Annotated in this window: 11 protein-coding genes and 1 pseudogene; 4 read left to right on the top strand and 8 right to left on the bottom strand. The window is 72.3% G+C overall.

What is annotated here, in order from left to right; translation table 11 throughout:
* Positions 1-82: 82 nt before the first annotated feature.
* The 6 genes from ND748_RS14865 to ND748_RS14840 all read right to left on the bottom strand — a co-directional run bounded on the left by ND748_RS14865 (position 83) and on the right by ND748_RS14840 (position 7,993).
* The gene (locus ND748_RS14865) at positions 83-1,288 is read right to left on the bottom strand and encodes an HAF repeat-containing protein (protein WP_251746399.1); all 1,206 of its coding nucleotides are present in this window, start codon (positions 1,286-1,288) and stop codon (positions 83-85) included.
* A gap of 424 nt (positions 1,289-1,712) precedes the next feature.
* Positions 1,713-2,408, bottom strand: coding sequence for a hypothetical protein (locus tag ND748_RS14860; RefSeq protein ID WP_251746398.1), 696 nt, complete (start codon positions 2,406-2,408; stop codon positions 1,713-1,715).
* Between the two features lie 432 nt (positions 2,409-2,840).
* Positions 2,841-3,896, bottom strand: coding sequence for a magnesium transporter CorA family protein (locus ND748_RS14855; RefSeq protein ID WP_251746397.1), 1,056 nt, complete (start codon positions 3,894-3,896; stop codon positions 2,841-2,843).
* A gap of 163 nt (positions 3,897-4,059) precedes the next feature.
* Entirely contained in the window at positions 4,060-5,496 is a 1,437-nt protein-coding gene (locus ND748_RS14850) for an MFS transporter (RefSeq protein WP_251746396.1), read from the bottom strand.
* Between the two features lie 268 nt (positions 5,497-5,764).
* Positions 5,765-6,397, bottom strand: coding sequence for an alpha-ketoglutarate-dependent dioxygenase AlkB (locus tag ND748_RS14845; RefSeq protein ID WP_251746400.1), 633 nt, complete (start codon positions 6,395-6,397; stop codon positions 5,765-5,767).
* A gap of 93 nt (positions 6,398-6,490) precedes the next feature.
* The gene (locus ND748_RS14840; RefSeq protein ID WP_251746395.1) at positions 6,491-7,993 is read right to left on the bottom strand and encodes an MFS transporter; all 1,503 of its coding nucleotides are present in this window, start codon (positions 7,991-7,993) and stop codon (positions 6,491-6,493) included.
* Between the two features lie 162 nt (positions 7,994-8,155).
* Here ND748_RS14840 and ND748_RS14835 point away from each other — a divergent pair, with 162 nt between their 5' ends.
* The 3 genes from ND748_RS14835 (at position 8,156) to ND748_RS14820 (ending at position 11,432) form a co-directional block, all read left to right on the top strand.
* Entirely contained in the window at positions 8,156-8,581 is a 426-nt protein-coding gene (locus ND748_RS14835) for a helix-turn-helix domain-containing protein (RefSeq protein ID WP_251746394.1), read from the top strand.
* A gap of 185 nt (positions 8,582-8,766) precedes the next feature.
* Positions 8,767-10,269, top strand: a complete 1,503-nt coding sequence (locus tag ND748_RS14830) for an Hsp70 family protein (protein ID WP_308205642.1) — start codon at positions 8,767-8,769, stop codon at positions 10,267-10,269.
* 44 nt (positions 10,270-10,313) lie between these two features.
* On the top strand, positions 10,314-11,432 hold the full coding sequence (locus ND748_RS14820; protein WP_251746393.1) for a sensor histidine kinase: 1,119 nt from the start codon (positions 10,314-10,316) through the stop codon (positions 11,430-11,432).
* 25 nt (positions 11,433-11,457) lie between these two features.
* Here ND748_RS14820 and ND748_RS14815 read toward each other — a convergent pair whose 3' ends face one another.
* A complete protein-coding gene (locus ND748_RS14815) occupies positions 11,458-12,162 on the bottom strand; it encodes a hypothetical protein (RefSeq protein WP_251746402.1) in 705 nt (234 codons plus the stop codon).
* On the opposite strand from ND748_RS14815, the gene ND748_RS14810 reads away from it, so the two are divergent.
* A complete protein-coding gene (locus tag ND748_RS14810; RefSeq protein ID WP_251746392.1) occupies positions 12,062-12,466 on the top strand; it encodes a cobalamin biosynthesis protein in 405 nt (134 codons plus the stop codon). The two genes, ND748_RS14815 and ND748_RS14810, sit on opposite strands and share 101 nt — an antisense overlap.
* 5 nt (positions 12,467-12,471) lie before the next feature.
* Here ND748_RS14810 and ND748_RS14805 read toward each other — a convergent pair.
* A pseudogene (locus ND748_RS14805) lies at positions 12,472-12,691 on the bottom strand (hypothetical protein); the annotation flags it as partial.

Genomic DNA, 12,691 nt, shown 5'->3' with positions numbered 1-12,691 from the left:
GGCCGGGGCCGGGCGTCCGTCGCCCGCCGCGGCGGGCGCCCTGCCGCGGCCGAGTGACCTCGCCCGCGCCGATCGGGGGACATCACAGTGTCCAGAGCACGGCCTGGGGCACGAATGCTCCGGCGACCGCCGAGCTTCCCACCACCGTCTGGGCCCCGGTGATCGCCGCGGCGAAGCTGTAGTCGCCGCCGAGGGTGCCAAGATCGGTGGTGGTTCCCCGGTACCAACGGATGGCATGGTCGTTGCCGGCGACGTTGAGCGCGGTCCCGCAGACGTATCCCCGCGCGCTGATGCCACCTGGGTCTACTCGCAGCCCGAATCCCGTGATCGGAGTGCGCCGGCCGCGGCTCCAGACGAATGCGTTGATCTGCGTTCCGATACTGCGTACCAGGATCTCACCGTTGTCATTGATGCCGACCGCCTCGCTCTGCTGGTCGCCGGAAAGAACGCCCAGATCACGCATCGCCCCACGCTCCCACAGGAATGCCCGGCTCTGCCCGCCCGCGATCTCGCTCGTCCCCGCCACCTGACCCCGTGCATTCAGCCCCGCCGCCCGGCTCCAGCTGCCACCGAGGGTGCCGACATCGGTGATCCGCCCTCTCGACCAGAGGAAGGCATGGCTTTGACCGGTGGCGGTCACGCTGTTTCCGCAGACCTGCTCCTGGTCGTTGACGGCCACTCCTTCGCTCGAGGACCCGCCGAGCGTCCCCAGGTCGGTCATGGTGTTGTCGGCCCAGAGGTAGGCGTGCCGGTCGCCGCCCGCGACGCTGGTGGTGCCCACGATCCGGCCACGGACGTTGACGCCGACGGCCTGACTCCACCGGCCGCCCAGCTCGTCGGTCCCGCCGAGGTAGCCCAGCGGCTGGTGGCTGCCGTGGGCCCAGCGGAAGGCCTGGCGGGTGTAGTGGCTGACGATGTCGCCGACGACGACGCCCGAGTCGTTGATCGCGTTGGGTCGGCTGCTCTGCGGCAGCACCTGCGGCACGCCGGCCCGCCAGACGAAGCCGGCGACCTCGTAGGCGGAGCGCTGCCAGAAGCCGGCCACCAGGCCGTCGACGGCCCCGCAGGTCACCTGACCGGGTCCCACACCGGTGGGGTCGGGGATGGCGGTGGCGGCGGCGCGCGGGACGGGCCGAACGCCCGCGGCGGGCTGCACGGGAATCACCGCGGCCGCGGCTTCGCGGTCGCCGGCTCCGGCGAGGGCCGCGTCGGACCGCGACCCCGAACGCGTGTCGCCGGGGCTCCGGCCGACCGGCAGGGCGGGCCTCAGCGCCGATACCAGACCCATCTGTACGAAGACACGTCGATTTCCCACTCAGGATTCCCTTCACGCCTGTTGCCGACGTAGCCGTTGGTACGCGGAGGGCCCCTCACGTGCAGTGAACTCACGCCGGATTCCCGGCCCGTCCTCGGGACGGCACTATCCCATGACCCGATCAGACGGCTGGCAGCGACACGACTTCACCGGCCCGGCGACGGGCAAGTATCCGAGAAATCCCGACGCCTCGAGCTGTCCGAACATTGAGCCGATCACCAGGCTTTAACCAGGCACTGGTTCGCCGATCTCACGCGTCCGAGTAGGACGGGAGACGTGTCTTCCCGGCAGGACGCGGCGACCGAAAACCAGCCGCGCCTGCGCCGCCGCGCGCCGGCATTGACCCGGCTGCGTGACCACCCGCGGAGGTGATCACAGGCCGCGGGCGTCGTCGGGTTTACAGAGTGACAATCTGGAGGGCCTCGTCGGCGCGGTCCCAGTGGGCCGCCCGCGCATGGAAGAGCACGTTCTCCGCCCTCGCCCGCAGATCCTGCGGAATCGCCAGCAGAACCACCGGATACTGTACCGAAAGCCCGGCCAGGAAGGGCTGGAGCCGCTGGATTTCCACCACCGTGTGACAGAGCTGGACCACGGCGACCGTGCCGTCCTCCAGACAGACCAGGCCGTCCGGATCGAGCACGTTGTACTCCACCTGGAGCGTGTTCTCCACCCGCCATCGTCGCGCACTCATCCAGCCCTGCACGGGTGCTCCCGCCACACCACGCTCCTCGATGCGCAGCCGGGCCCGGGCCACCAGGGCCTGATGAATGATTTCCACGGCGGAAGCGTCGACGGCCGGGGCCGTGTCAAGATCAGCTCGGAGGACAAGGCGGGTCCCCGCCCGGGTGAGGTGGACTAGCCGCCCCTGATAGGTGAGCGCATGTTCCGCATGGACGACGCCCGCGCTTTCCCACCGCCGGACGATCGCCCGCACGGCATTCCTCGTGATGGGCTTCCGCGGATCCAGGAGATGGGGAATGTCCGACTCGAAGATGGCGACCATGTCATAGATCCACTCCAGCGCGAACAGGTCACGCCGATTGAGGCGGATGGACCCTTTGTCCGCCCTGGTCTGCCGCCGGGTCTCGCTCATCGGCGGCTACCTCGCGAGCGGCGGTACCGGAAGAACGAGGCGGACCGGAGAGTGCCGCCGAGCCGGTCGTGCCTGCTGATTCATGCGGCGAACTATACCCGACCCAAGGCCAGGGAATCGGCCTCGCATCCCCTCTCCTGCGAGGAACTCGGGGCAGTGGTCGGCCGTCAAGTCGTCAACATCGACACCGATCCGCCAGGAGCCTTACAGTGGCTGTATTCTGCCTGGTCAGCAGGTTGGTAGGGCCTAGCGAAAAAGCAAAATCAGTACAAGTTTTCTTTTCCGTCGACGAACTCGTTACGCCCCTCCGGCCCGGCCACGCGCCCTTCCTGCCGGCGCGGTGCGGGGCACTGCGGCTACCCGCGCCGACCGCCGCGGTGTGATGCCCGGTGTCCGGCGTCGACATCGCTGTGGCCACCCGCACGGCCACCCTCAGAGCCAGCCCTTGCGGCGGAACACGACGTAGAGGATCGCCGCGGACAGCACGAGGATGAACAGGTCGACCGAGAACCCCCAGCTTTCGCCGCTGCCCGGGTAGGGGACGTTCTGGCCGAAGAAGCCGGTGATGAGGGTCGGCACGGCGATGATCGCCGCCCAGCCCGTCATCTTCTTCATCACGAGGTTCAGCCGATTGCTCTGGATGGTCAGGTTGGTGTCCAGGATCGAGTTGATCATGTCGCGCAGACTGTCGGTCCACTCCGTGGCGCGCAGGACGTGGTCGTAGACGTCCTGGTAGGAGGGGACCAGCCCGTCGGTGACGAGCCCGGTGTCGCGGCGCATGAGGCTGTTCACCGCCTCGCGCATGGGCAGGATCTCCCGGCGAAGGTGGACCAGGCTCTTGCGCAGCTCGAAGCTGCGCCGGTGGACCGTCTTCTCCGGCACGTCCTCGTCGAAGAGCAGGTCCTCGAGGTCCTCCAGCGCGCCGTCGAGATCCTGCACGGCGGCGAAGTAGCCGTCGACGACGGCGTCGATGATCCCGTGGACGAGATAGCCGACGCCGTGCGCGGCCAGGTCGGCGCCGTTCACCCGCCGCAGGACCGCGTCGAGGTCGAACGTGTCGTCGGTACGCACGGTCACCAGCGTTCGCCCGGCGATGAACGCCGAGATCTCCTGGCTGACCAGCTCCCCGGAGGCCACGTCGAGGCGCACGGCATAGGTGTTGAGGAACAGGTGGGTCGGATAACGGTCCAGCTTCGCCCGCTCGCCGGCCGACAGCGCGTCCTCGACGGCGTGCGGGTCCAGCCGCAGCTCGTCGGCGACGAGCCGGATCTGCTCGGCGTTCGGGGCGCACAGGTCCAGCCAGACCACCACGTCGTCCTGCCCGCGGAAGCGGTCGACGGCGGCGAGGGGAAAGTTCTCCTCGGTCAGCTTGCCGTCGCGGAAGGCTCGGGTCCGCGCCTCGCCGCCGCCGGGGTGGTCCGGGGGCCCGCCGGCCAGCCCCACACCGCCGGAACCACCCTGACGTCCGGAACCACCCTGATCGGCCATGGCCTCGACCACCTCTTCGCCTGCTCACGGCTCCGCGACCGCTCGTCTGCGAAGGCGGTACCCACGCCGGCGTCTCATTCCCATCCCGCCGCACACGAACCGGACATCACGTCACGGAGAGCAGCGGCGCTCGGCCCGGGGAGCAGCGGCGCTCGGCACGCGGTCAGTCGTGGGCCGGTGCCTGCCGCCGGGGGTCGAGGCCGATCGCGGCGACGCCGGCCGCCACCGCCAGGCCCAACGCCACATACCAGGCGTGGCGGTAGGCAGCCACCGGCGCCGCGGAGGAGGCCGTGCCGAGGATCGCGACCAGGATGCTCACGCCGATCACCGAGCCGACCTGGACGGCCATCGACACGATGGCGCTGCCGGTCGCGGCGTCCGCGGGGGCGAGTTCGACCGTGGCCGACGAGATCGCCGCCGGCACCGCGAGACCCAGCCCGAGGCCGAGCGACAGCCAGCCGGGCAGGAAACCGGTGGCGTAGCTCGCCCCGTCGTCGGCGAGCAGGGCCAGCAGCACCAGGCCGACCACCCCGATGGCCATCCCGACGGCGGCGATCCGGCCGACCCGCAGTCCGCCCCGCTGGTGCAGCGCCTCGGCCAGCGCGGCCCCGGCGGCGAAGACGACCGGGCCGGGCGCCGTGCCCAGCCCGGTACGGATGGCGGAGTAACCCCAGTGGCCCTGCAACAGCAGGATCGCCGAGAGCAGCACCAGCCCGAACGAGGCGAACGCGAGCAGCGGGACCAGGTTGCCGGCGGCGAAGACGCGGTTGCGGAACAGTGACAGCGCGACGACCGGCACCGGGTGGCGGGCCGAGCGGACCACGAACACGGCGACGGCGAGGGCGGCCACGACGAACGCGCCGACGACGCGACCACCCGACCAGCCCCACTGCGGCCCCTCGACGATCCCGAGGCACAGCGCGGCAACCGAGATCATCAGCACGGCGCCGCCGAGCATGTCGGGCACCCGCAGGTCCCGCTCGCCGCGGGTCCGCGGAACGTGCCGAGCGGCCAGCGCGATCGCGCCCACGGCGACCGGAATGTTGATCAGGAACAGCCACCGCCACGACGCCTGCACCAGCAGCCCGCCGAGCACCGGGCCGGAGGCGGCGGACAGCGCCCCGGTGGTGAACCAGATCTTGACGTAGGTCGCCGTCTTCTCCGGCGGCGCGCTGACCAGCACGAGCCCGAGGCTGGCCGGGGTGAGCAGCGCCGCCCCGACGGCCTGGAGGACCCGGAAGCCGACGAGGACCCACACGTCGCCGCTGAGGCCGGCGCCGAGGCTCGCGGCGGCGAACACCGCCAGCCCCAGCAGGAACCCGCCCTTGCGACCGAAGCGGTCGACGACGCGGCCCGCCGGGACCAGCAGCGCCGCGTAGACGATCGCATAGCCGTTGAGTACCCAGCTCAGATCGGACAGCGACGCCGCCCCGACGCCCGCGCCGATGTTCGGCAGGCCGACATTGGTGATCCAGACGTCGAGCTGGGCGAGGAAACTTGCGATCGACAGCACGGCGAGGACCAGCGCCGGCCGGGCGTCGCGACCGCCGCCGGGGACCGACGCCGACCGCACTGCGGTGGCTTCGTCCTGGAGAGTCATCGGATCTCGCCTTCAGGAAGGGCAAGCGCCCGCCAGCGGCACGCTCGCCCGCGACGGCACCAACTTTTGGACTGATCGGTACACAAAACCTAGAGAGTTCTGGACTGATCTGTCAATAAGTCGGTCCGCCGGCATATCCTTGGTCACGAAGCCGGGTGAACAGGGAACATCCGCCGCCCCCCGGTGGGTTCACCGCCGCGCCGCAGCTACCGGACGCTCCCGACCACCGGACGCTCCCGACCGGCGCGCGCTCCCGACCGGGGGGAGCTCAGCGCACGTCGCGCGGGCGAAACTGGACGCTGATCCGCGGACCCACCGGGCGGGACGACTTGGGCACCGCGTGGTCCCAGGTGCGCTGGCAGCTGCCGCCCATGACGATCAGGTCGCCGTGGCCGAGCTCGAAGCGCAGCGCCGGGCCGCCGCCACGCGGGCGCAGCAGCAGCGGCCGGGGGCTGCCGAGCACGACGATCGCCACCATCGTGTCCTGCCGGCCACCGCGGCCGATCCGGTCGCCGTGCCAGGCGACACTGTCGCGGCCGTCGCGGTACAGGCACAGCCCCGCGGTGACGAACCGCTCCCCCAGCTCGGCCGCATAACGCTCGTCGAGCGCGTCGCGCGCCGCGACCAGCGCCGGGTCGGGCAGCGCCACGCCACCACCGTAGAAGGCCAGCAACCGCGGGATGTCGATCACCCGCTCGTACATGGGGCGCCGCTCGGCCCGCCAGGGGACCCCGTCGCGCAGCCGCTCGAACAGGGCGTCCGCCCCCTCGACCCAGCGCGGCCGCAGATCCACCCACGCACCCGCGGACAGCGCGCGCCGGCGCACGGCCCCCGCGAGCGGACCGACCTCGACCGACGCCGCCGCATCGAGCAGCGAGGCCTGGAACGGAGCGACGTCCACCACCCCAGGCTATCAAACACCCGTTCGATCGGGGCACACCCGCGCGGCACGGCACCAACCGCCCGCAGCCACCTCGCCAGGCCCGCCTGACGGTCAGTGGGGCAGTGCCGCCGGGTCGGGGACGTCCCCGTCCCCGGGCCGGGTGAGGGGCAGCAGCACCAGCGTGACGAGGAAGGCGGCGGCAGCAAAAATCACCCCGGTGAGGAAGGCGTCGTGGAAGACCTCGGCCCGCGCCTGGTGCACCAGCTCGGGCACACCGTGCGCCCGGTCCGTCAACTCGGCGAGGTTGCGGAAGGCGTAGGTGGCGGCGACGGCCAGGCCGATCGCGCCGCCCACCTCCTGGCTGGTGTTGATCAGGCCGGCGGCGAGACCTGACTCGTGGTCACGGACGCCGGTGAACGCGACGACCTGAATCGGCACGAAGGACAGGCCGAGCCCGAGGCCCGTGGCGAGGAAGGCGGGCAACAGGTCGACCGGGTAGGAGGCGTCGACAGGCGCTCGCCGCAGCAGCAGCATGCCGCCGACGGTGAGCAGCAGCCCGATGAGGAGTACCAGTTTGGCCGGCACCCTGGTGACGAGTTGTGCGGCGATTCCCGCGCCGACCGCCACGATGACGGCGAGCGGCACATATGCCAACCCGGTCCGCAGCGGCGAGTAGTCGAGGACCTGCTGCATGAAAAGGCTGGCGAAGAAGAAGAGCGTCACCACGTTGCCGAGCAGGAGTACCGCGACGAGATTCGCTGCGCGCAACGTCGGCCGACGGAAGATACCCAGCCTGATCAGTGGGTCGCGGGCACGATGCTCGATCAGCAGAAACGCCCCGAGCAGCAACACGGACACCACGAATCCCGCCGCAATGCGCCCGACCGGCGGATCGGAATCGTCGACGGTCTGCCCGAGAGAGAAGATCAGCAGGATCAGGCCGGCGGTCAGCGCGACGGCGCCGGCGAGGTCGAACGAGGAGCTGCGCCGTGCGGCCCGACTCTCGCTGACCACGCTCGGCGCGAGCAACGCCCCGAGCAGACCGATCGGCACGTTGATGAAGAAGATCCAGCGCCACCCGGGGCCGTCGGTCAGCAGGCCGCCCAGGGTCACCCCGGCCACCGACGCCAGGCCGCTGAGCGCACCCCACACACCGAGCGCCCTGGTGCGCTCGGGCCCCTCGGGAAAACTGCTGGTCAACAGACTCAGCGCGGAGGTGGCGAGGAACGCAGCGCCCAGGCCCTGCAGCCCGCGCGCGATGATGAGCTGGACCGACTCCTGGGCGAGCCCGCCCAGCAGAGAGGACAGCGCGAACAGCATCAGCCCGGTCCGCAACATCCGGCGGCGGCCGTAGGTGTCAGCGAGGCGTCCGCACAGCAGCAGGAATCCACCGAGCAGCATGCCGTAGGTCGTCACCACGTACGGTAGCTGTGTCGCGGAGATATCGAGCTTGTCCTCAATGGTCGGCAGGGCGACGTTCACAATGGACACGTCAAGGAAGGTCATGAAGCCGGCGATACTGAGAAAGGCGAGGATGAGCCCGGGCCGGCGACCGGACCCAGCCGACGACGAAGAGGTGACGGCCGTGCTCTGCACGGATTCCGGAATGGACATGAAAGCGCTCCTGCCTCGACGGCGCACCGCGGCGAACAACGTCGGATCGAGGACTCCGGGTCCCCGGCACGAGCCAGTGAACAGCGTTTGGCGAATGCCATGCGAAGCTAGCATCCGACTGCTTTAGGAACCTAACAGAAAGCCACTTTCCTGGAGGTTACCGTGCTCGACACGCCCCAGAACCGGCCTTCCCCGGCCGCGCCGGCGACCTCGGTGCACCCGGAGCAGGCGTGCTCCGTCTCACCGGTGGTCGACATCGTCTTCAGCCGCTGGACCACACCCATCCTGTGGGCACTGCACGCGTTCGGCCGGCAGCGATTCGTGGAGCTGGAGCGGCGGATCGGCGCCATCACGCCCAAGGTGCTCACCCAGCGGCTACGCCAACTCGAACGCGACGGACTGGTGGTGCGCACCTATCACCAGGAGGTGCCGCCGCGGGTGGAGTACGAGATCAGCGAGCTCGGCGTCAGCCTCGCTCCGCTGTTCGCCACGCTCGCCGACTGGTCGCAGGCCAACCTCGATCGGGTCGAGCAGGCGCGGCAATCCTTCGACGCGGCACGGCAGAACCAACCGGGACGCCGCCAGTAACCGTCCACCGCCCGCGCTCCCCACGCGGTGGGACGGGACGCCGCCCGGACGGCCGTCCGGGCGTCCGGGCGTCGCCTTAGTGAAGAACAGGACAATTCCGGCCACGTAGGGTCGCTGGCCTTTTACGCTGTCGGTGCACCGGGTGGAGGGGTCATGCGGACCGGACGTTGCGGGAGTCGGGCAGGGTGAGGTACGGACTCGGAGTCGATCTCGGGACCGCCTTCACCGCGGTGGCCGTCGGTCATCCCGTGTCGGCGGGGCTCGGCCGGTGGGGCCACACCGAGATGGTGAACCTGGGCAGCCGCAGCGTCGCCACGCCCGCCGTGGTCTACGCCGGCCCGGACGGCCGCCTGCTGACGGGCGAGGCGGCCGTGCGCCGGGCGGCGCTGGCGCCCGGCCACGCGGCCCTGGGGTACAAGCGCCGACTCGGCGACCCCACTCCCCTGGTGCTGGGCGACGCCCCGTTCTCCCCCGCGGCGCTGCTGGCCGCCTCGCTCGGCGACACCGTGCGCGCGGTCACCGACCTGCAGGGGGCGCCGCCGGAGACCATCGTCCTGAGCCGGCCGGCCGTGTGGGGCCCCTACCGGATGAAGCAGTTCGACGAGGTGCCGCGGCTGGCGGGGATCGGCGAGGTGCGGATGGTGACCGAGCCGGTGGCCGCCGCGACCCACTACACCGCCGTCCGCCAGCTCCCGCCGGGGGCGATCATCGCCGTGTACGACCTGGGTGGAGGCACGTTCGACACGGCCGTCCTGCGGCTCCAGGCGGGCGAGATGGAGATCCTGGGCCTGCCCGAGGGCGTGGAGTGGCTCGGCGGCGTCGACTTCGACGAGGCCGTCGTGCACCACGTCGACCGGGAACTGGGCGGTGCCGTCAGCGACGTCGATCCGCAGGACCACGCCGGCGCCGTCGCGCTGGCACGGCTGCGCCAGGAGTGCGTGCTCGCCAAGGAGGCGCTGTCCTTCGACGAGGAGACCGTGATCCCGGTGTTCCTGCCGACGGTCCGCGCCGAGGTGCGGCTCACCCGCGCGCGGTTCGAGGACATGGTCCGGCCGGCGATCAACTCCACCCTGGACGCGCTGCACCGCGCCCTGGCCTCCGCCGGGGTCGAGCCGGCGGACCTGTCGGCGGTCCTGCTCGCCGGCGGTTCCTCCCGCATCCCCGCGGTGGCCCGCACGGTCGAGTCGGCCCTGGGACGCCCGACCATCGTCAACGCGCACCCCAAGCACCTGGTGGCGCTCGGCGCAGCCCGGATCGCCGCCCAGCTCCTCGAACTGGCCGCGCCCCGCCACCCCACGCCGCCACCTCCGCCGTCTCCGCCACCGGCCGCGCCCCGCCACGCCGCCACCTCCACCACCACCACCGGCACCGGCACCGGCACCGGCACGATGCCCCCGCCGCCGCGGGCGGCGGTGCCCCGCCGGCCCGTCACCGCCGCACCTCCCCCTTCTCCTCCGTCACCACCACCGGCGGCGCCTCACGTCCCCGTGGTCCGCGGGCGTCCCATCCACGGTTCCGCGGACCGCGGGCTCGCGGGCAGGGCGCCGGCCGGGTCCCTGCATCTGCCCGCGGCGGACCCCGCGCCCTCGCCCCCCGAGCACCGGCGCCCGGCGATGATCGCGGCCCTGGTCGTCGCCGTCGTGCTGCTGGCGGCACTCATCGCCGTGCTGCGCGGTCAGGCCGGCTAGGCTTGATCATCACTGGCCACGCGCCCACCACAGGAGCCTGCGCCATGACATCGTCCGCACCCACCGGGCCGCTCGACCCCGGCACCTCGCTCGCGCCCGGCGTGCTGCGGTTGGCCGCCGAGCTGCCCTTCGCCGGACCACGCGGCGGCGACCTCACCCCGGTGGCGGCGTGGATCGGCACACAGGTCGGAGCGGAACTCGTCATCCTTCGGGTGCTGGACCCGCAGGACCCGTGGGACCACCGATGGTCGGCGCCGGGACGGCCCGCCGCTCCCACGGCCGCCGCCGGCCCCACGGCTGCTACCGGCCCCGCGGCCTCGACCGTCCGGAAGGACGCAACCGTGACCTCGGCGCATCCGATCCGGCATCACGGCGTCGAGATCGCCACGCTGCTGGTGACCCTGGACAGCCATCACCACCCGGACACGCATCGACGTCTGGACGAGGTCGCGGCCGTGCTCGGCGTCGTCGTCGCGGGCGCGGCGGCGCAGACCGGGGCGCGCGACGCCCGCCGCTGGGGCCAGGACGTGCTCGCCTGGATCGCGGACGCTCGCCAGCGGGCGGCCTCCCGGATGGAGAGCGAACGGCACGCCCTTGAACGGGATCTGCACGACGGCGCGCAGCTCCACCTGGTCTCACTGCAGCTTTCCGCCGCCGTCGTCGAACACCGGCTCGCCACCGGCACCGCGGACGAGGACACCCTCACCGCGGCGGTGACCGATCTCGGCGGCCGGCTCGACCGCACCCACCAGCTTCTGGTCGACACCGCGGCGGGGATCACGCCCGTGCCGTTGCAGGACGCCGGCCTGGCCCCGGCCCTGGCGCTGAGCTTCCGCGAGGCGCACAACGTCACCCTGGAGATCGGGACCGATGTCCGGTCCCGCCGCTACCCGCCGAGCGTCGAAAGCACGGTGTACTTCACCTGCCTCGAGGCGGTGAACAACGCGCACAAGCATGCGCCCGGCGCCGCCGTCGTCGTCACCGTCCGCAGCACCTACCAGGGGCTGTGGTTCGAAATCGCCGACTCCGGGCCGGGCCTGGCCGACGCCGGCAACGCCGGCCTGGCGCAGTTGCGGGCCCGGCTCGCCGCGGTGGGCGGCTCCCTGCACGTCGCCTCGGCTCCCGGCGCGGGCACCAGGGTCACCGGCACCGTGCCCATCTGACGGACGCCACCCGGCGGGCCGCCGCTCAGAGCGGGATCTGCCCGCTCCACGACGTCGAGGGGATCTGCGGCGTCGGTGGGGGTCCGGGATCGTCGTCGCCGGCGAGCCGCTGCGGCAGCCAGATGTCGACCAGCGCCGCACCGCTCGGGGATGCGTGGCAGCGCAGACCCCCGCCGAGCGCGGCCAGCAGCCGGGCGTCGTCGGCGAGAGCGGCGCGCAGTAGCAGCGCCGAACCGGCCGGATCGCACACCTGCACCGCGAGGCGGTCGGCGGCCCGCGAGAAGTGCACCGACAGCGGCGCGTCGGCCGTCTCGAGCACGGCCGCGAAGACGACCGCCGTCGCGTGGTAGATCCCCGACTCCACCTCCCAGCCGACCCGCCGGCCGAGGTCGCCGTTGCAGTACACCCGCCGGGGCAGACTCGCCGCCAACTCCCCCAGCGCCGCCGCGGTCCCCCGGCTGCGCAGGGTCGAGGGGTGCACGGCCCGCACCACCGTCCGAAAGTCGTCGATCAGTTCGTCGACGGCCACCCGCAGCTCGCGCAGGCTGGCCAGGGTCCGGCTCGGATCGTCGCGGGCCGCCGCGGCGAAGTTCCGCCAGCGGCGGGTCACCTCCGCGAGCCGGCGAGTCGTGCCGGTCAACACCCAGCCGGCCAGGCGGTGCCGCTCGACGTCGAGCACCGCGGCGAGGTCCGCCTCGACCGTCGCCGCCCGCCGCGACGAGGCGGGCATCGTCGCGGCGGGCGACCATCACCGCTGGCCCGTCGCGGGCTACCCGCCGCACCGCCTCGCCACCGTCGATGTCCCCCACCCCAGCGCCGTCACGCGGGCCGCAGTAGGAACACCGAGCGTCGCCGAGGCAGCCTGCCTGCTACCCCTCGACCCGGACCTCGCCGCGCCACGGCCGGTCCTGCTGCTACCCAAACGCACCGGCCACCGCGCCACACTCGCCGTCGCCCGCCACCCCGCACCTGCGCCCCCGCCCGAGCGCACACCCGGATCCGGCCCACGGCCACGGCCCCGCGCAGCCCCCTGATTGGTTCAGGCGTGGCGCATGTGCCCCGCACGGGCGACAACCGACGCGCGTTGCGGAGCCCAGGCGATCTCCTCCCGACCTCCGCACCGCCACGCCGCCGAGTCCTGCGGTGCCTTCATCGTGCGCATGTCGGGGTCGTCGGCGGTCAGCGGTGGGGGGGGGGGGGGGGGGGGGGGGGGGGGGGGGGGGGGGGGGGGGGGGGGGGGGGGGGGGGGGGGGGGGGGG

The organism is Frankia sp. AiPs1 (assembly GCF_023716945.1).
Taxonomy (GTDB): Bacteria; Actinomycetota; Actinomycetes; order Frankiales; family Frankiaceae; genus Frankia.
Note: the sequence above shows the minus strand (reverse complement) of the source record. Positions and strands in the feature narration are given on the sequence as shown.